The organism is Sorangium sp. So ce281, from assembly GCF_051527395.1.
GTDB lineage: Bacteria > Myxococcota_A > Polyangia > Polyangiales > Polyangiaceae > Sorangium > Sorangium cellulosum_B.
In genome coordinates, this window is record NZ_CP150322.1 from 11,800,427 (window position 1) to 11,820,084 (window position 19,658).

General features: G+C 66.6%; 14 protein-coding genes. 12 read left to right on the top strand and 2 right to left on the bottom strand.

All coding sequences use genetic code 11. From position 1 onward, the window contains the following. Positions 1–81: 81 nt before the first annotated feature. The 12 genes from WMF27_RS45285 (at position 82) to WMF27_RS45340 (ending at position 16,466) form a co-directional block, all read left to right on the top strand. Entirely contained in the window at positions 82–390 is a 309-nt protein-coding gene (locus tag WMF27_RS45285) for an SCP2 sterol-binding domain-containing protein (RefSeq protein ID WP_437762660.1), read from the top strand. After that, positions 391–1,740 (top strand): APC family permease, encoded by a 1,350-nt coding sequence (locus tag WMF27_RS45290; protein WP_437943645.1) that lies wholly within the window; start codon positions 391–393, stop codon positions 1,738–1,740. Between the two features lie 67 nt (positions 1,741–1,807). After that, positions 1,808–2,686 carry a ferritin-like domain-containing protein gene (locus tag WMF27_RS45295; protein WP_437762658.1) on the top strand — a complete coding sequence of 293 codons (879 nt, stop codon included), beginning with the start codon at positions 1,808–1,810 and terminating at the stop codon, positions 2,684–2,686. Between the two features lie 211 nt (positions 2,687–2,897). Continuing rightward, on the top strand, positions 2,898–3,815 hold the full coding sequence (locus tag WMF27_RS45300) for a 3-oxoacyl-[acyl-carrier-protein] synthase III C-terminal domain-containing protein (RefSeq protein ID WP_437762657.1): 918 nt from the start codon (positions 2,898–2,900) through the stop codon (positions 3,813–3,815). Positions 3,816–4,388: 573 nt separating this feature from the next. Beyond that, complete coding sequence (locus WMF27_RS45305; protein WP_437762656.1) at positions 4,389–5,996, top strand: B12-binding domain-containing radical SAM protein; 1,608 nt, start codon at positions 4,389–4,391, stop codon at positions 5,994–5,996. A 164-nt stretch (positions 5,997–6,160) separates the two neighbouring features. Continuing rightward, complete coding sequence (locus WMF27_RS45310) at positions 6,161–7,165, top strand: isocitrate/isopropylmalate family dehydrogenase (RefSeq protein WP_437762655.1); 1,005 nt, start codon at positions 6,161–6,163, stop codon at positions 7,163–7,165. Between the two features lie 42 nt (positions 7,166–7,207). Then, positions 7,208–8,983, top strand: coding sequence for a carbamoyltransferase family protein (locus WMF27_RS45315; protein WP_437943648.1), 1,776 nt, complete (start codon positions 7,208–7,210; stop codon positions 8,981–8,983). Between the two features lie 53 nt (positions 8,984–9,036). Then, a complete protein-coding gene (locus WMF27_RS45320) occupies positions 9,037–9,672 on the top strand; it encodes a methyltransferase family protein (RefSeq protein WP_437762653.1) in 636 nt (211 codons plus the stop codon). Between the two features lie 142 nt (positions 9,673–9,814). Continuing rightward, a complete protein-coding gene (locus WMF27_RS45325) occupies positions 9,815–12,307 on the top strand; it encodes a pyridoxal-phosphate dependent enzyme (protein ID WP_437762652.1) in 2,493 nt (830 codons plus the stop codon). Beyond that, positions 12,300–13,616 (top strand): hypothetical protein, encoded by a 1,317-nt coding sequence (locus WMF27_RS45330; RefSeq protein WP_437762651.1) that lies wholly within the window; start codon positions 12,300–12,302, stop codon positions 13,614–13,616. Before WMF27_RS45325 ends, WMF27_RS45330 begins: the two co-directional genes overlap by 8 nt. A 6-nt stretch (positions 13,617–13,622) precedes the next feature. Further along, positions 13,623–14,915: a spinster family MFS transporter gene (locus WMF27_RS45335; RefSeq protein WP_437762650.1), complete on the top strand. Its 1,293-nt coding sequence runs from the start codon at positions 13,623–13,625 to the stop codon at positions 14,913–14,915. 186 nt (positions 14,916–15,101) lie between these two features. Continuing rightward, positions 15,102–16,466 carry a radical SAM protein gene (locus WMF27_RS45340; RefSeq protein WP_437762649.1) on the top strand — a complete coding sequence of 455 codons (1,365 nt, stop codon included), beginning with the start codon at positions 15,102–15,104 and terminating at the stop codon, positions 16,464–16,466. A 284-nt stretch (positions 16,467–16,750) separates the two neighbouring features. On the opposite strand, the gene WMF27_RS45345 is transcribed toward WMF27_RS45340, so the two are convergent. Beyond that, a complete protein-coding gene (locus WMF27_RS45345; protein WP_437762648.1) occupies positions 16,751–17,557 on the bottom strand; it encodes a hypothetical protein in 807 nt (268 codons plus the stop codon). Between the two features lie 172 nt (positions 17,558–17,729). Next, on the bottom strand, positions 17,730–19,637 hold the full coding sequence (locus WMF27_RS45350) for an N-acyl-D-amino-acid deacylase family protein (RefSeq protein ID WP_437762647.1): 1,908 nt from the start codon (positions 19,635–19,637) through the stop codon (positions 17,730–17,732). Positions 19,638–19,658: the final 21 nt, after the last annotated feature.

Below are 19,658 nucleotides of genomic sequence, written 5' to 3' on the forward strand. Positions count from 1 at the left end.
TGAAACAGTCGCAGAGAGGCGTGATTCACTATGGATACGGCGCAGGATCTGGCAGGTTGTTTGCGGAAGTTTCGCAATGACGTGAACGAGAACAAAAGGCTCGCCTCGCTCCTCAAGGGCTGGAGCCCCACGCTCGTCCTGGAGGCGACCGACTCCCTCCAGGAGTTCAGCATCCGCGTGGACTCGGGCAAGCTGCAGGAGCTCGAGTCGGGGGCGAAAGAGTCCGAACACACCGTGCGCTTGCGCGCCACGCACCAGCTCCTCATCGACATCTTCTCGGGGACCAAGAACCCGTCGCGCGTGTTCCTCGACGGCGATCTGGAGGTGTTCGGCAGCGATCGGGATCGGGTCAAGCTGGACGCTATCAGCCTCGTGTTGTGGGGGATCTGAGTGAAGCAGTGGCGCGAGCTCGGCGGGTACATCGCCATCAGCACCGGGATGGCGCTCGCCGCGAGCAACTTTGCCATCTACTCGGCCCTGTACCAGTCGATCGATCGCGCCTGGATTCTGCCTGCAATCGTTGTCGCCGGCCTGGTGTGCATGGCCGTGTCCTTCTCGATCGCAGAGCTGGCGAGCATGTTCCCGTCCGCGCCGGGGCTTGGCACCTACCTGAAGGCGGCCTTTGGCCGCCCCGCCTCGCGGATCATGGTGCTCCTCTACCTGACCCAGGTCGTGATCCTGGCCAGCGTCGAGAGCTACGCGATCTCGATCCTCATGGTGGCGCTGTTCCCCGGCTTCTCCTCGACGCTGGCCACCGTGGGGCTGCTCGTCCTGATCGTGCTCCTGAACCTGCTGGGGGTCGAGCCGCCCCAGAGCACACAGCGGTCGGCCACGCTCGTCCTGGTGCTGGGGATCCTCGGTCTCGCCGTCTGGTCGCTGGCCTCGGGCGGAGCCGCTCAGGAGGCGACGGCCACCACCCCGCTTCCCGGATCGTTGCTGACCGATTTTCCTGGCACGATCGGCCTCGCGCTGTTCCTCTATCTGGGGTTCGAATGGGTGACGCCCCTCGGGCGCTCCCCCAAGGCCTACGAGCGTCTGGTCCCGCTATCGATGCCGCTCGCGCTCGCGATCCTCATCGTGCTCTACACGGTCTTCGCGGCGGCGCTGGAGGCGCACATCGGGCAGAAGGAGCTCGCGTCCACGCCGATCCCGCACTACGTGCTCGCGACGCGCGTCTCCGATCGCGCCGGGGGAGTCGTGGCCGCATTGATCTCCTTCCTCGCGACGACCACCTCGTTCAACGCGGGCATCATGGGAGCGTCCCGGCTGGTGTACAGCCTCGCCCGGGAGCGGAGCGTGCCGGCGTGGTGCGCCACGACGTCGCTCTCCACCGGCGCGCCGATCGGCGCCATCCTCGTGCTGGGGGCCATCTCGATCCCCGCCGCGTTGACGGTCCAGCACTTCCAAGCCTATGGTTCGGCCGCTGCGGTGGGGGCTGCGATCCAGTGCTTCACGTACGGCGCCCTGATCTTCGCGGCCCTCCGGCTGCGCAAGACCCGTGACAAGGCGAAGATCCCCTACCGCAACCGGATGCCCGCCGCGGTGCAGGTTTGCCTGGGCGTCATGCTGCCGCTCCTCGGCGTCGCCGCGCTGGTCGCCCAGCCAGACGTGAGGCTACTGTCCGTCTCGTCTTTCGTGCTACTGATCCTGGGCACGGGGTTGCTCTCATGGTGGTCCCTCGCCCACCAGAGGAGGCTCGATTCGCCCGAGCAATTGGCCAAACGCCAGGCGGGGTACTGACCTGTAGGTGTCTATGAACGGCTTTAAAGATGCGAGCCCTTCACGTCTGGACCGTACAATTCCGTCGTTGTCGAATCAAGATTGGGACGACGGTCGATTTTCAATCCAGCACTGGATGGAGCATACGGCCTGGAGGCGCCTGAAAGACAGCACCTTCGGCGTCAAGAACGGCACCCCTGAGCCCCACCCGGCGCTCTGGGACGATCCGCTGCTGATGCACATTTACAAGATGGACATCGCGACCTTCCTGACGGCGGAGCGCGTCTCCATGTGCGGCGTGGCCGGGCTCATGCGGTGCGCGCCCAACGAGAACTGTCAGGTCTACATCGCCACGCAGACGCTCGACGAGGCTCGCCATTTCGAGGTCTTCTGCCGCCGTCTCGCTGACGTCGGCGTGACGCCGCCGCAGCGGGAGAAGCTGATGGCGCACGTCACGACCAAGGCGATGAAGACGTTCTACGATCTCATCCTCGAGCAGGTGGACAAGGGGGACTTCGTGGCGGGCAGCCTCGCGCTGAACTCCATCCTGGAGGGCATGGCGTACCCTGTGTACCGCTATGAGATGAAGTATTGGTCGCGCTTCGACGTCGGCCTCAGCCAGATCATCAAAGATGCCTTCGCCGACGAGGTCCAGCACGTGGGCTTCGGCACTACGACCCTGGGGCACATGATCAAGGACGATGTGGCGGTGCGGAACCAGGTCCAGAAGCTGGCGCCCGAGTTCCACAGGCTGATGATGGACGTGTTCGAGAGCATCATCCGCCATTACATAGGTCTCTACCAGGAGGCCGCGAACAACCACATGGATGAGATCGGCGATCTCGAGATCTTCCCTGGCAGGAAGATGGCGGACACGAGCGAAGAGGAGCAGGTTCGCATCGTGATGCACGAGGTCGAGCAGGAGTACAGCTCGCGGATGGCGTCCGTCGGCGTGGAGCTCGCCTGACCGGAGCGATGTGCGCCCTCCGCGGGAGAGGTTTGCGTCCTCACCGGAGGGACCGCCAGGGCCGGAGCGCACCACGTGAAGGGGCACGACACGAGGTGCGCGGAGGCCGCGCACGCGGCGCCATCGATCGGTTGGCGGTGGCGCCGGTGACGCCTTGACCTGTGCAACCCGCGCGCTCGGCGCGAGGCAGCTTTGACCAAGGAAAAGCAAGGTGACGAGCATCTATCTCGGTTCCATCGCACACGTGCTCGGGGAGTCGCGCAGCATCAGCGATCTCGACGAGTTGAAGGACGACGAGGATGGGCTGGGCACGCTCCAGGCCGTTGGCCTGGAGACCTACGCTGTCTCGTCCCGTTCGCCTGCAGAGCTGGCGCGCGAAAGCCTGGCCAGGACGATCGAAAAATCGGGGCTCGATCCGAAGGACATCGGCGCCGTCCTCTACGCCTCATCGAGCTTCTGGAGCCAGGAGTTCTACACGAGGCACATCGGTGAGCTCTGCTGCTCGCTCGGCCTCGAGCACGCAGTCACGCTCGGGACGACGCTGGGCGAGTGCGGCAACTTCGCCAGCGCGCTGAGGAGCGCATACGGCTTGATCCGGAGCGGAGATTGCCGGACCGTGCTCCTCGTGACCACCGATCGGGCCGCGGGCAAGCGGCTCGTCGACCCGCTCGTGTCCGTGCTCAGCGATGGCGCCGCGAGCTGCATCGTCAGCTCCGAACGGCAGGGCGAGCTCGAGATCCTCGGGGTCCGACAGGGCGCGAACCAGAAGCTCTGGATGGTCGACAACGCCAAAGAGTCCGTCAAGCGCCTCAAGTACACCGCCGACGGGGTGAAGCTCACCATCACGCAGTTGCTCGCGGACACCGGCTTGAACGCACACCAGATCAAGGCGTTCATCACCAACAATTACAGCTACTCGGTTCTGCGCGTCTTCTCCGCGCAGGCCGGCGTCCGCCCGGGAGCGCTCTACCTGAAGAACGTCGGCAGGGTGGCGCACGCCTTCTCCGCGGACAACCTCATTGGTTTGCAGGACGCCTTGGAGCAAGGCGACCTGAAATCCGGCGAGTTCGCACTGACGCTGAGCACGGGGCAGGCTTCGTGGGGGGCTTCGATCCTCAAGGTGGCATGAACGATGGCAGCGTCCGGGCCCCGGCGCGCCGGCTCGCAAACCGCCGACCCCGACCCCGAGATCGAGCCGTCGTCGCGCGACTGTAGCTATGCAATGTACGTGTACGGCGCCGACACCAGCAACAAGACCCTGACCAGACACCGGCAGGACATCGGCCAGACACAAGCCAGTTGCTCGTAAGATACCGGACATTGCTCAGGGATCGCCATGACGCCGGAGCGCGAACCAAGCGCGAACCAAGCGCGAACCAAGGGCCAACCCAAGGCGAACGGAGCGTGAGCGGAGCGTGAACGGAGCGCGAACCAAGCGCGAACCAAGCGCGAACCAAGCGCGAACCAAGCGCGAACCAAGCGCGAAAATGGAGCCAGAAGCCGCTTGACATCGCCATAGCGTCGGGCAAGATCACGCTGGACGCACCAGTGTCGTGCGTTGGCCATCGACAGGGGATGTTTGATGAAGCTGCGCACCTTTACTTCCGACACCGCTACGCAGACTCCCAGGGCTACCAGCGCCAGGCTGTTGGTGATCGCCAATGCATGTCAGACGGTCGATGAGACGCTCGCTCACTACCGCATGAATGCAACCGATCCGGAGGTCCTGGATCGGAACAACGAACATTATCTGAGTCACTACCGCGAGATGATTCCGACCCTGGGAGAGGGGCGGCTCGAGATCGTCGACGCGGTGAACCACGTCCGACGGAGCATGGGCTCGCGCGCGGTCATCAACGAGCATAACTCCTCCGCACTGAACGGCGTCTACATCTACAATTTTCTCTGCCGTTCCGGCTACGACGGGCGCGTCGAGCTCGTCGACAACATGGATCTCGAGCCGGAGCGTGCGCGGCAGCTGGTGGAGGCGGTCGATATCGTCGTCTTCTCCACGACCTTCATCACGAGCGCGGACACCATTGTCCGCGTCGTGCGCGTCCTGAAGTCCTGGAACCCCCGCGTCAAGGTCGTTGTGGGCGGCGCCAAGCTGACCCAGTTCGCGCACGACTCGGAGATCCACGAGTCGGCGAAGGTCGCGGACGCGCTCGTCCTCTCGCCAAACGGCGAGACGACGCTGCTCCATGTGATTGAGCGCCTCCACGAAGGAAGACCGATCTCGGACCTCCCGAACATCGCCTACTACGACGGCCAGTTTGTCCGCTCGCCGGTCAGCAGCCATGACGGCGTCGACATCAACACGAACCACGTCCAGTGGTCGGCCCTCCCTTCGTACATCCTGCGCAGCTCGGTCAACATGCGCACCGGTCGGGGGTGCCCGTTCAAGTGCAAATTCTGCACGTTTCCGAGCTACAATGATCAGAACGTCGATCTGATGACGACGGAGACGATCCTCGAGGAGCTGCGCGACATCAGCAAGATGCCGCAGATCAAATCGGTTCGCTTCGTCGACGACACGCTCTTCCTGAGCCGGCGGCAGCTCATCGATGTCTGCAAGGGCATGATCAACATGGGCTTCTCGCTGCCCTGGACGGCGTACCTGCGCGCCTCCACGCTGACGGAGGAGTGCGTGCGCTACCTGAAGGATGCCGGCTGCAAGCTGGTCCTGGTGGGCATCGAGTCGGCGGACCAGCAGGTCCTCGACAACATGCTGAAGGGGACCCGCGAGGAGCACAACTGGATGGCCGCCGAGAACCTCCAGAAGTTCGGGGTCCTGGGCTTCGCGTTCGTTCTCCTCGGCTTCCCCGGCGAGACGGAGAAGTCGGTCGGCAAGACGATCAAGTTCCTGAACGAGGGCGGCTTCCACGCCTACGTTCACTCTCCGCTCTTCGTGTTCCCGAACTCGCCCGTCGCGCGCGAGGCGGCTGCGTTCGGGCTCCGGGGCGGCTTCAACGACTGGTCCCACGATACGATGACCTGCCGCGAGGCGATCGATCAATGCCGGCGCGTGTTCCAGGAGGTCACGAATTCGGCGTACATCGATCGAGGCTCATCGATCACGAAGATCCTCCTCGACCACGGCTATTCCGTGGACGAGGTGCGGCAGCTCGGGATCCTGCACAACAGCCTGGCCCGTGAGGAGATGAACGGCGGCCAGAAGCCCGAGACGTTGAAGGAGTTCACGAGGATGGCGTTCCGCGCGGAGGGCGAGGTTTCCGTCACTGGGAAGTTCACCTCCCCGTACAGCCGCACCGGGGGCGCACTCCAGATCAACTCCTCCGCTCGGTACTGATCGTTGGAGCCGGCGTTGCTGAGCTGGGCCGTCACAGAGCCATCGCTGCGACACCCCGCTTCGCCACGGCGCGCTCTATTCATCGGCTCTGGTTCAACCTCGTCTTTCGAGCTGCCGTCTCGCCAATGTGCCCATCGTCCGTCATGGGAAAGAGCCCTTCACAAATGGCAGATCGTCGTCGCATCCTGGTGATTCCGGGAGATGGGATCGGACGGGAGGTCGTGCCGCTCGCTGCGGAGCTCTTGAAGCGGGAGCCCCGGGTGGAGGTCCAGCTGGAGCACGCCGGCTACGAGCTCTGGCGCCAGACGGGCGATGCCATCCCGGAGCGGGTGGTCGCAGCGGCGCTTTCGGCCGACGGGGTGCTGTTTGGCTGTACCGGGACCCCTTCGCCGCCTCCCCCCGGCTACGAGAGCCCGATCCTCGTCCTCAGGCATCGGCTCGGGCTCATGGTCAACATCCGCTACTGTCGCTCGGTCGGCGGTCGGCCGCTCGACGTGGTGATGCTGCGCGATTGCTCCGAGGGGCTCTACGTGGAGCGCGAGCGGCACGTGGAAGATGGGGTGATCGCGGACTACCAGGTCACGCGGGGCGCGACGGTGCGGCTGGCACGCGCCGCAGCGGAGATGGCGCGCAGGCGACGGGGCGACGTGACGATCGTGCACAAGGCGAACGTCCTCAGGCACGCCGACGGGCTTTTTCGTCAACTCTCGATCGAGACCGTGGAGGCGGCGGGGGTGAAGTGGAACGAAGCCCTCTCCGACGCCGCAGGCTACCACCTCGTCCTCGATCCCGGACGGTACGACGTCATGATGATGACGAGCCACGTCGGCGATATCCTCTCTGACGTGGGCGCGGCCGTCGTCGGCAGCCTCGGGCTGGTCCCCTCGCTCTCCCTTGGCAAAGGGGTGCCGCTCGCCGAGCCGATTCACGGCTCGGCGCCCGATCTGGTAGGACGCGGGCTCGCGGATCCGGTCGCGACGATCCTGTCGATGGGGCTTCTGCTCGATCACCTCGGGATCCGCGACTTCGCAGCCCAGTTGAACGAGGCGGTGAACGGCCACCTGGTGAGCCGCAAGGCGGGCTCGCCCCTTCGCACGGCGGAGATCATGGACGACATCATCCGCCGCCTCGGTCAGGTGGACCCGGCGAAAGTGGCAGGCTCGGCTTGAGCGACACTTCAATCCATCCGGCCGATGATGGACGGTAACGCTTTGCGCTCCAGCGAGCGCCGGGGGCGCCCCCTTCGCGCTGTCCTCGGGCTCGCCGCCCTGGGGCACGACCCGGCGGTATGCCTGTTCCTGGACGGCGTCCTCGTCGCCGCCGTGGAAGAGGAGCGGTTGAATCGCCAGCGGCGCACCGAGGCCTTCCCGCATCGCGCTATCGCGTTCGTGCTCGCCAAGGGGGGCATCGCGTTTCGTGACCTGGACGCGATCGCCTATTACTGGGACGACCGCGGCATGCTCCCCGCCGTCGTCGGCCGCACGCTCGCGCACCTCCCCGAGCACCCCGGCGGGATGCTGCGCCTGCTCGGCGACCGGCTCGGCAGCTACTGGGGCCCGACCGTGCTCCGCGAGCGGCTGGCGGCGCACTGCGACGGCGACTTCAAGGCCCTGCCGCCCATCCACTGCATCGCCCACCACGAAGCGCACCTCGCCGCAGCGTGGCTCAGCGCGCCGTTCGAGCCGGATGCCGCGCTCATCCTCGATGGGCGTGGCGAGTACGCGGCCACGTCGGTCTATCGGATCAACCCGGCATCGGGCGGCCGGGGCAGCGCTTCCCTCCTCGAAGACTATGCGTTTCCGAACTCGCTGGGCGTCTTCTTTGGAGCTCTGACGCAGCACCTTGGCTACCGGGCGTTGTCGGACGAGTACAAGGTCATGGGCCTCGCCTCGTACGGAGCGCCGGATGCGGCCATGCAGCAGCGGATGGCGCAGTTCCTCGCTCTGTACCCGGACGGCCGCTACCGCTTGAGCCTCCGTTACCTCCACCCGGAGCGGTGCTCGGGCTCGCCGCTTTCGTGGCTCAACGCCGCAGGCAAAGCGCTCTTTCCAGGTCGCTTCCAGGATGAGAACGGCTTGACCGACGAGGCGCGGGCGCTCGCCTATGCCACCCAGGAGCGGCTCGAAGTGGCCATGACGGGGCTCGTGCGCCGGCTCGTGCAGCGCACGGGCGCGCGCCGCCTCGTCCTCGCCGGAGGGGTGACGATGAACGCATGCGCCATCGGCCGGCTCCGGGCCTCGGGGCTCGTCGAGCAGGTCTACGTGCCCCTTGCGCCGGCCGACTCGGGAGCCTGCATCGGGGCCGCGCTCGCGCTGCTCCGCCGGGACGGGGCCGCGCAGCTCTCCAGGGAGGGCCTGGACAACCCCTACCAGGGGCCCTCCTACAGCGAACAGCAGATCGAGCAGGTCCTTCAGCACGCCCGCTGGAGCTACCGCCGCGCGGAGGATCCCGCCGTCGAAGCGGCGCGCGAGCTTGCCGCAGGTCGGATCATCGGCTGGTTCGACGGCCGGATGGAGTTCGGCGAGCGCGCGCTCGGCGCCCGCAGCATCCTCGGCGATCCGCGCGACGCCGCGACGCGGGATCGGATCAACGCGCTCGTCAAGCGCCGCGAGAGCTATCGTCCCTTTGCCCCCTCGATCCTCGAGGAGGACGCGCCGGAGTACTTCGAGATCACCCGCAGCCGCCGGATGAGCGAGATCGTTCGTGTCAAAGACGTGGCGCGGGAGCGCGCGCCGGCGGTCGTGCACGTGGACGGCACGGCGCGGCCGCAGACCGTGCCGCGCGACGTGCCGGTCGCTTCGTTTCGCCGCCTCATCGAGGCGTTCAAGGAGCTCACCGGCGTTCCCTTGGTCGTGAACACCTCATTCAACGTCAGGGATGAGCCCATCGTGTGCAGTCCGGAGGACGCGCTCCGGTGCTATGCGGCCTCGGGGCTTGAGCGCCTCTACATCGGTCCCTACGTCGTCAGCAAAGGGGTGGAGACGTGAGCCATGTTGCGGGTGACGCGCCCGTGAGACGGACATTGAAGTACACGCGCGTTGTGGGGCTCGTTCTCGTCAGGGCGCTTCCTCCTGCCCTGGCGGTGACGGCGATCCCTGGCCTGAGACGCGCCGATCTGGTGCTCGCGTTGCTGGGGCTCGCCGCGTGGATGGTCGGCGAGGCGCTCGCCGAAGACGAGGATTCCAACCGCCAGGCGGTGACGAGCTCGGAAGACGCAGGCACCCGCCGGCTCGTCCTCGGAGCCCACCTGCTCGCGTGGTGGATGCCGCTCGCGGAGGTCGCGATCCGCGAGACGCCGGCGTCCGCGGCGCGGACGGCGGTGGGGCTCGGCTGCATCGTCGCGGGCGGCGCGCTCCGGATCGTGGCGGTGAAGACGCTTGGCCGCTTCTTCACGGCCCACGTCTCGATAGCGCAGGATCACGCGGTCTGTGATCGGGGGCCGTATCGATTCATTCGCCACCCGTCGTACGTCGGGCTCTTGTTTCTGAATGCCGGCCCGTCCATCGCGGCGGGCACGTGGTTCGCTCTCGCGGCCACGGTTGCGGCGACCCTCGTCGCGAACTTCTATCGGGTCCGGGTCGAGGAGATTGCCCTCGTCAGCAAGCTCGGCGAAGCCTATCGTGCGTACCAGGCCCGCACGCCGCGCTGGGTGCCGTTCGGGAGGACGGGTCGGTAGGTCGGAGCGGCCGGCCGAGGCGGCCTTGTTTTCCGTTTCACAGGAGGTCGAGCAGATGCTGAACTACTTCGAACCAGGCTCGGTTTCCGTGGGGCCGTCACAGGCTGCTGGTGACCCGTCCCTCATCGACCCATTGGATGCGATGGAGGTCATTCAGGGTCGCGCGATCAAGACCCCTGTCCGCCGGCTCTACTGGCTGGAGCGCTACGTCGGCGTTCCCGTCTACGCCAAGCTGGAGTCCCAGCAGCACACCGGCTCCTTCAAGTTCCGAGGCGCCTATTACGCGCTCCACCGCAACGGGACGACGCGCCCGGTCATCGCGGCCTCCGCCGGCAATCACGGCCTCGCTGTCGCGGAGGTCGCCCGCCAGCTCGGCGTCCCCGCGAACATCTGCATTCCGACCACCGCCAGCCGGCTGAAGCGGGAGCATATCGTGGCGACCGGCGCCGGGCTGATCGAGCACGGCAACTCGCTCGAAGAGGCGATCGAGCATGCGCTCAAGCTCGCCCGGTCCAAGGGCCATTACTTCATCTCGCCCTACAACAACCCCGACGTCATCGCGGGCAACGCGACGATCAGCATCGAGCTCCTCAATGAGGTGCCAGAGATCAAGTCGCTGGTCGTTCCCGTGGGCGGGGGCGGGCTCATCTCGGGCATGGCGCTCGGAGCGGCTTGCACGGGCCGCACGCTCGACGTCTTCGGTTGCGAGCCCGCCCGCTACGACTCGCTGACCCGCAGCCTGAAAGCCGGAGAGATCGTCCGGGTGGTGCACCAGCCGACACTGGCCGACGGGCTCGCGGTCAACCTGGAGCCGAACTCGATCACCTTCGAGCTCGTCTCCAGGCATGTGCAGGGGATCGTCTGCCTGAGCGAGGAGGAACTCGCCGCATCGACGCTGGCCATGCTGGTGCACGAGAGCCTGCTCGTGGAGCCTGCCGGCGCCGCCGCCATCGTCGCGTGCATCCGGCTCTCGCAGAAGGGGCGGCTGCGGGGGCCCGTGGGCATCCCGATCTGCGGGGGCAATCTCCACCACATCGCGCTCTCGCGCATCCAGCGCTTCCCGTACAGCGACCCTCTCCTGCTGCGGCTGCTCGATCTGCGCGGCCGGCGTGCGGTGGATCTGCCCGTGGCGCGCACCCGGCTCTCGCACGACGAGACGGCGCAGGCCGACATCGCGACGCCGCAGGCCGCTCTCATCGAGCAGCTCAGGCTCTGCATCGACGACATCGGGCTGTGCAGCCGGGAGATCAGCGACTTCGAGCAATACTGCTGCTCGCAAAACCTGCTGTTCGACGAGAAGGTCGTGCATGCGCTGGCGCAGGAGATCGAGACCATCGCTGCCAGCGTGCGGCAGGCGATCCAGCTCCTCGAGGAGGGCGACGCCGAGCAGGACTCCGACCGGCTCGCGATCGGGGAGTCGGCGCTCCGATGGGGGCTCAGCACCATCGCCTATGTCCGCGGCAGCCTCGAGTGGTGTTCTCCCTCGTATGATCAGTCGCGCGTGACCCAGTTCTACAACCTCGGGGCGCAGAACAACCCGACGGTGAACTACGAGCGCTACGAGAGCGCGGCGGTGCAGCGGATCGAATCGCAGCTCGTCGGCGTGCTCGGGCTGCCCCCCGAGGAGTTCGCGGTTACGGTCACGTCCTCGGGCATGGCCGCGTACATGCTTATCGAGTCATTCCTGCTCCGCGAGCGGCTCGCCCCCGGCGCCACGGTGCTCCTCGCGCCCTACATCTACTTCGAGGCGTCCGAGCAGCTGACCTCCCTGCGCAGCGTCCGGTGCGTATGGGCTAAGGAGTACGAGGTCGCCTCGATGCTCGCCCTCGTCGCCGAGCACCGTCCGAGCGTCGTCTTCCTCGATTCGCTCGCGAACACCGCGACGCAGCGCATGATCGACCTGCCCGCCTTCGTGGCGGGGCTGCGGCGCCAGAAGCTCGGCCCCATGACGCTGGTCATCGACGGCACGATGATCTCGGGGGGAGTGTCTCTCGAGGTGATCCGAGGCGGCGACGGCGTCGAGGTGCTCTATTACGAGAGCTGTTCGAAATATCTACAGCTTGGCCTCGACGCCAGCATGGCCGGCCTGGTCGCCTACCCAGTCGAGGCGCGCGCGACGTTCGAGCGGCTGCGGCGCAACTGCGGATCGATCCTCTACAAGCACGGCGCGCACCTCTTCCCGGTCTACGACCGCACCCGGTTCCATCAGCGCATGCTCCGGATATCGAACAACGCGCTGCGGGTCGCGAGCCTGCTCTCCCAGCGCAAGCAGGTGCTTGACCTCGTGGAGGTGATCTACCCCGGGCTGCCCAGCCACCCCGACCACGCCGTGGCCCAGCGCCTCCCTTACGCGGGCGGCTGCGTCACCTTCCTGTTCCGCGAGCCTGGCATGAACCATCGCGACCAGCTCGAGGCGGTCATCGAGGAGATCCTCGAGCGCGCGCGCCCGCTCGGGTTGCACCTGACCAAGGGCGTCAGCTTCGGCTTCTCGGCGCCGCGCATCTCGGCGGCGGCCAGCATGGCCGAGTCGGAGCCTCCCTTCCTGCGCCTCTATGTCGGCGACCGGGGCGCCCGGCAAGCCGATCTGCTTGCCCACGTCCTCATCGAGGTGATGGAGAGCATGAGCAATGAATAGCGCGCGATCCGGCGAGCCGTGTCTCTGCGTTCCGTACCGCGGCACCGACGAGATGGTGCAGGGCATGGAGCGAGTTCTGGCGGGGGTGCCCCAGTTCGACCCCGTCGCCAACTGCGTCGGCCCCGCTGAGACCGCGCAGAGCCCCGAGGTCGCCCTGAAGGTGCGCCTGAGGATTCTGCTGCGGGCCTACCGCGGCGACTACCACACGGACTCGTTCGAGTTCGAGCGCCTCGCCGCCCAGGTGCGCTCGGGTCGAGAGGCCATCTGGTTCTGGGGCCACAAGGATGAGATAGCGCGCTTGCGCCAGTTGCTCCGGGAGCCCACCGCCGAACCGCCTGATCTGGCGCTGGGCACCGTGACGGTGCTGTCCGCCGAAGAGGAGTTCGGGCTCGGCTACGGCGAGCTCTGCCGCTCAGGGAGCGTCGATCCCACGCTCGGGGCCAAGGCGCCCATCGTGTCGAGGACGCTCAACTACCTGAACGGCCGCGAGACGTGGCTGCGAGAGCGTTATCACACCTTGATCCTGGCCCCGCGGAACCGCCCGTCGACGGCCGAGGTGCGCGGTGGCGAGGCGATCCACCGCATCCACACCCACTACGTCCGCTCGTGCTTCTGGGGCTTTGCGCCCTTCTACGTGATGCAGGGGGGCGTCATCGAGCAGACGGAGTTCCGGGAAAGCAACCGCGATCCCGAGGAGATCCTCGGCGCCCTCCGGAGCACCGACCCATGGGTGTTCGCCGACGCGCGAGAGGGGGCGTACGCCGAGGCGATGGCCCTCCTCAACTTCGGCGTGCGCCCCCCGATCAAGATCGTCGACGCAGCGCAATCGGCCTCGACGACCCCGTCACGGCTGCTCCTTCCGCCCTCGGAGTCGCTCATCGCATCGAACCACGGCACGGTCCTGCTCTCTTCGGACGGCGCGCCGCACGCGGAGGCGCTTGCGGCGCACGTCGCGGTCGAGCGCCTGATGGAGAGCGGCGTCTGCTGCAGCGTGGTGCGGATGCGCCTCGACGATCCCACCCTGGCGCCGTTTCAGGCGTGGCTGTTCGCGCGCGGCTTCCGGCTGACGGCGGTCGTCCCGCCGAAGCGCACATGGGTCGTTCGCGACGGCCTGCGGCGGGATCTCGCGTTCCCGCCCCTCGGGCTCTGGAGTCGGCCCCGCCCCGACCTCGCCGTCGTCCAGCCGTACTACCTCGATCAGGAGGCCATGAGCCCGGACGAGGCCGTCGTGCTCGAGTACGTTCGGGATCGGTTGACCTTCACGTCGGAGCCGGGCATGCCTGCGCGGGTCCGAGCTGCCAGCAGGTAGGCGACGATGGCTCTCCAAGCGCCCGCGCGACCAGCTTTCCCCGCCGCCCGGCTGCCTCCGCCGGCTCCCGGCGCCGGCTTCGCGGTCGCTGTGCTCACCGCGGTGAACCTCCTCAACTACGCCGATCGGTTCATCACGAGCGCGGTGAAGGACCTGTTCAAGCGGGATCTGCATCTCTCCGATACGGAGACCAGCCTGCCCTTGTCGGCCTTCATCGTGGTCTACATGATCACGAGTCCCCTGTTCGGCTCCCTGGGCGATCGCCTGCCGCGCAAGAAAATCCTCGCAGCTGGGGCCGCCCTCTGGTCGGCCGCGACCGGGCTCGCGGGCCTTGCGACAGGCTTCTGGTCGCTCGTGATATCCCGCGCGCTCGTCGGGATCGGCGAGGCGGCGTATGTATCTCTCTGCCCCTCGCTGTTCAGCGACTTCTATCCTCCAGCGAAGCGGAACCGGATCCTGACGCTCTTCTACACGGCCGTGCCGGTCGGCCTCGCGCTCGGCTACGTGGCGGGCGGGTTGATCGGTCATCACCTGGGGTGGCGGGCGGCGTTCATGATCTGCGGATTTCCCGGTGTCTTCGCCGCAGGGCTGGTGCTGCTCATCCGGGAGCCTCCGCGGGGGATCTACGACAACAGCCGCCCGGTCTCGCCGCCGAGCTGGCTCGAGGTCCTCCGCTCGCTCGTAAAGAACCGCGAATACGTGCTGGCCGTGGCGGGCTATACCGCCGTGACCTTCGCAGGCGGTGCCATGGGCGACTGGCTGCCGACCTACCTGTCGCGCTCGCGCGGCATGAACATCGGCGAGGCGGGGAGCGCCATGGGAATCACGATGATCGTCGGGGGCCTCGGGGGGACCCTGCTCGGGGGCTTCGGCGCCGACCTGCTCGGGCGCTTCACCCGGCGGCCTTACCTCGCGCTGAGCGCGCTCTCGACGGTCGCTGCGGCCCTCTTCGCGATGCTGACGATCGTGCTGGAGAACCGGCTCGCCATTCTGACGTGCATGTTCTTCGCGCAGCTCTTCATGTGGTTCTACAACGCGCCGATCAACGCCGTGCTCATCAACCTCGTGGACGGCCACTCTCGTGCGCGTGCCTTCGCGCTCGCAGTCCTCGTGACACACATGCTCGGAGACGCGCTCAGCCCGCCGATCGCGGGGTACATCGCGGATCTCACGGGAAGCGTCGGCCTGGCGCTCACGCTGACTCCCGTGGGGCTCTTGGTCGCTGCGCTCCTCTGGGCCGTCGCCTGGCGCGCGCCGGAGGAGGCGCATGCGACCGTTGCTGTATCGACAGCAGCTTGAGAGCTCCGCGCTCGCGAGCGGCGCCAGGTTGAAGTACCAACATACTGCACAATCATTGCACTGCGGCATGCGCGAGCGGGCAAGATCTCCCTTCACGTGAGCTGCCCCAGCTGATACAGTTCGATACCTCTCCGAGCATTGCGCCGGCGCTCGCAGTCAGGCCCCGGCACCAACCAGGAGTGTACGATGATCCCGACATCGCAGCTCGTAAGGAACCACAGGAAGAACGCTTCTGAACGAAGCGTGCCCCGGCGGCGAGCCGCGCTGTTCGCGCGCGATGTGGAGGCCGTCGAGCGCGAGGAGCTCGCCCAGGCCGGCGCGTGCGGCGTGGCGGAGCCCGGGGTGATTCCGGTGGCAGCGCCGCGCGCGCGCTTTCGGCGGGAAGCACGAGGCGGCTTCGGCTACAGCCCCTACAATGAGAGGGCGACCCGGCTCGATGACGACGCGATGCGGGTGCTCCAGCTCATCGACGGAGAGCGAACCATCATCCGTCTGGCCGAAGCCATCGCGCCCGGCGATTCCACGGGGCCGTCGCGTGCGGAGGCAGCGCTCGCGAGCCTGATATCGGCCCACCTCGTCCGCTGGTCGAAGATCCGGCGGCCTGGTCGCGCGGTCAACATCGAGGATCACCGGCCACCTGTGCCCTCGTCGATCGAGCGGCTCAGCGCGCCTCTGGTCGTGCACTGGGAGCCGACGCTCAAGTGCAACCTCGTCTGTACGACCTGCTACAACTCGTCCGGGCCGGACGGGCCGGACGGCGTGGCTTCCGACATCGTCATCCCGCAGCTTCTGGCCTCGGGCACGTTCCTCACGACGATCCTGGGCGGCGAGCCGTTGGTCGAGCGCCAGTTTGTGGACAACGTCCTCGCGCTCGAGGCTGGCGGGATGGGCGTTGAGTTCGTCACGAACGGCTGGCTTTTGACGGAAGAGTACCTCAAGCGCATCGAGGGCACGCGCATCTGCGAGCTGATGGTGAGCGTCGACGGGCCCGAGGAGATGCATGATCGGATCCGTGGGCGGCAGAGCTCATTCCGGCGCGCCATCGAGGGGGTGCGTCGCTTCAGCGATGCAGGGTACGACGTGACGGTGTCGCTCACGGTGCTGCGCAGCAATTTGAACGATCTGGAAGCGATGATCGATCTCTGTGCCGACGCGGGGGCAAGCTACCTGAAGTTGCGCCCGATCGTGAACTCCGGTCGTGCTCAGGATGAAGTCGACCAGTCGGAGGCTGTTTCGCCGGCGGATGTCGTCGGGTATCAACCTCTTCTTCGACGCAAGCTCGAAGAATTCGGCGGCGCCCTCAGGTTCGTCCATACGGCGCCGGTCAATGTCGTCGGTGGCTGTTTCTGTCCAAACGATCCGTCGGACAAGGCCTTCCGGACATGCGGTGGCGGCCCCTGCTTCGTTGGCCGGACGCTGGCCTATGTGCGCCAGGACGGCGGCGTTGCGCCGCACGCCTTCGTCCGTGAGCATGTCGTGGGCAACATTACGAGCGAGCCGCTGAAAACTATCTGGCAAGACGATGCGCGCTGGGCGGCCGCCTGCCCCTGAGCCGGGTAGCCACGCGGCGTACCTTCGTGCGCCTCACTCGCCTGCCTGGCGGCCGAGCCCGTAGCGCACGAACCTGCCCCCCGCTGTAGATTGCCAGCGTCCCCGAATCTGGATCAGAGATCTAGAGCGGTTTTCAGCTGAGCCTGGTACGAGCGTCGCAGAGCGGCGGTCACCCGCACAGGAGACGGGCCCAGATCGGCGTTCTCGGCGCGGAAGCGCACTCCTGTGCGCTGAGCACCGAAAACGTCGAGATGGGCCCGTATCCGAAGCGGGTGACCACCGCTCTAGATGTCGAGAGATTTTCGGCGAAGGAGCCCGTCGTTGGCCCCGTAGAGCGGGTGGTCGACGACGTGGGCCATGTAAAACAGCTCGACCCACTGCGCGTTCGCCGTCTCCCGCGGGACGAAGTGCCGCAGCCCGTAGATTGGCGAGATCTTTCGCTTCTCGTGCGTCTTGTTGAACTCGTCGATCGCCAGACGCTCCCCGTTGAACTCGCTGAACGTGAAGCCCTGGATGTCGTCGAAATAGCAGTGGACGCGCGGCAAGAGCAGCGACGGTTCGGTCGCGAGGATCTGCAGGGCGTGGGCTGTCGAGCTGTACAGGTCGAGGTCAATCGAGACGAAGCCAATCGGTGCGGGCTTTCGGGCCAGGAAGCTGGGGAGCGTATCCTTGATCAGGCCGAGGAGCAGCTCGGCCCGCGTGAGCCGGCTCTTGAGCTTCGCCTGGTCCATCGGGAAATACCCCTCTGACCACAGATTCGGCAGATCCCGATGGTCCTCGGGAGGAGGGAGGCCAGCGCCCGTGTCAAAGCCGTAGACCTCGACTCGCAGCTTGAAATGCTCCTCCAGCCGAGCCACCAGCCGGTCGAGCGCGAGTATCCCGCGCCCTCCGGCGACGCCGAACTCCACAAGAGAAACGCTGCCAAGGCCGAGCGACCGGGCGAGGTGCGCTGCCTGGATCGCACCCCACGTGTAGCTATCTCGCAGGGCGCCGTTCTCCTCGCGCATCCAACGGCGATAGAGCCGGTTGAGGTCGGTGTAGACGAACCCGTCGTGCGGCTCCTCCTCGAGCCAGACAGTCGCCTCCTTCAACGCACGTCGAATAAAACGCTTTACATGGATCGATATCATAATGCTCGCGCTGACACCCTCGAACGTGTGGCTTCCTACTCAGGGCCGATCTGCTTCAGGAGGCGGTGTCTCTTCGTGCGCGGGCGCGCAGAGGCGTCCTTACGCGTGCGGGTACACGTCCCCCCGGGTGCCGTCAGCCTGTGCTTCTGCCGTGGCGAAGCAGCCTGCCCGGCGTGGCGCCTGTGCACTTTCCGTCTTCGAACGTCACCTGTCCGTTGACCAGCACCCAGCGATATCCTTCGGACCTCTGCACCCGCCGCCACTCCCCGCCGGGGATGTCGTAGACGACATCCCCGCCCCACTCGGGCGTCCGGCGCAGGTTCGGGAGATCGTAGACGATGATATCGGCGGCGGCCCCTTCACGCAGGTAGCCGCGGTCACGGAAGCCCGCTGCGTGCGCGGGCAGGAAGCTGAGCTTGTAGTGCGCCTTCTCGAGGGAGATCTTGCCCGTGTCGCGCACCAGCCAGGTGAGGAAATCCGTCGAGTAGGAGCCCCCGGTAAGGAACTTGGTATGCGCGCCGCCGTCCGACACGCCTGGCAGCGTGTACGGCGACTCCATGGCCTGGGCGATGACATCGGGCGAGTTTGAATTTCCGTTGCCCGTCTGGAAAGCCGCCTTCAGCCTGGTCGCCAGACTCAGATCGAGGAGCGCCTCCACGGGGTGCTTGCCCGTCTCCCGCGCGAGGTCGCCCACCGATCGGCCCAGGTACTTGTCAAACTCCGCCCTTCCGGCCACATCCACGATGAGGAGATCGGCGATCGGGCCGCCCAGGATCGCCGTCGCCAGGCGCTTCTCGTCGCTGTCCTCGACGAGCTGCCGCCGCATCTCGGGATCCGCGATGTTCCGCATCTTGTCCTCGGCGGTCCCGAGGAGCGCTTTGTTCCACGCCGGCCCGGTATCGTAGAGGTTCCAGTCCTCCAGGGTGAACGTGTAGGGAGCACGCCCGGTGAGCGTCTGACCAAAGATACGCTCACCTCGCGTGTTGGATTTCTCGACCCAACGAATCGACTTCTGATGGATCTCTTGCCTGATATCCAGCGGAATGATGAGGTTGTGAAGGACAGGCCGCCCGCACGCGGCGGCGAGCTCCGATTCGAAATCCCAATCGGGGTTCGTCTCCCATTCGGTCCCGAAGACCTCGGGCCCGATGTCCCTGAGCGACTGGGTGATCTGGATGATGCCGTCCCCCCGCTGTCGGAGGACGTCGGCCAGCGCCAGCACCAGCCGATCCGACATGGTGTCGGTGGCCATCGGCGTGCCGTCATAATCGGCCTGGATGGAGGACTCCCCGAGGCGCTGGACCGAGAACCCGCAGGCGCCGTGGTCCATGGCCTCGTTCAACAACCTCTGCATCTCGCGCGTCTCCGCCTCGGTGGCGTCGCGCGACTTCGCCGCCTCGAGGCCCATGACCCAGATCATGAGCGGGGACACCGGCACATAGGTCTTGCAGTTCACCCCCTTCGGCATGCGTTCGAGGGAGTCGAGCCATTCCGGGAAGGTGACCCAGTCCCAGAGCATCCCCTTCTTCATCGATTCGAACGGGATCGCCTCGGTGCGCGTCATCGAGAGCATGGCGCGCTCCCGCTCCTCGGGGCGCACCGGGGCGAAGCCGAATCCGCAGTTGCCGAGGACGACGGAGGTGACTCCGTGCCAGCCCGAGATGGTACAGTAGGGGTCCCACTGGATCTGGGCGTCGTAATGGGTGTGGAGGTCGATAAAGCCCGGCGCGACGATCAGCCCGGACGCGTCGAGCACCCGGGCCGCCCGGTGCTCCGCAATGCGTCCGATCTCCGCAATGCGGCCATCCCGAATGCCGATATCGCCCAGGTAGGCAGGCACCTGGGTGCCATCAACGATCTTCCCGCCCTTGATAACGATATCGAAATCCGGCAAGGCTCCACCTTTACGCTCTGGCACGATGACAAGGGTCCGCACGTAGCTAAGCGCTTCGCCGATGTAGCACGGCGGACGGAGCGAGGTCAAGGCGGCCAGCGAGGCGCGCAGGCGCTCGACACGGGTGCAGGCGCACGCCCTCTCCACTGAAGAGGCGCATGGCCGCTT

Bases quoted from the DNA above. Each gene is read 5' to 3' on its own strand.
- WMF27_RS45325 (WP_437762652.1), top strand. From the start codon at position 9,815: ATGGAGGTCATTCAGGGTCGCGCGATCAAGACCCCTGTCCGCCGGCTC.
- WMF27_RS45310 (WP_437762655.1), top strand. From the start codon at position 6,161: ATGGCAGATCGTCGTCGCATCCTGGTGATTCCGGGAGATGGGATCGGA.
- WMF27_RS45335 (WP_437762650.1), top strand. From the start codon at position 13,623: ATGGCTCTCCAAGCGCCCGCGCGACCAGCTTTCCCCGCCGCCCGGCTG.
- WMF27_RS45305 (WP_437762656.1), top strand. From the start codon at position 4,389: ATGAATGCAACCGATCCGGAGGTCCTGGATCGGAACAACGAACATTAT.
- WMF27_RS45330 (WP_437762651.1), top strand. From the start codon at position 12,300: ATGAATAGCGCGCGATCCGGCGAGCCGTGTCTCTGCGTTCCGTACCGC.
- WMF27_RS45340 (WP_437762649.1), top strand. From the start codon at position 15,102: ATGATCCCGACATCGCAGCTCGTAAGGAACCACAGGAAGAACGCTTCT.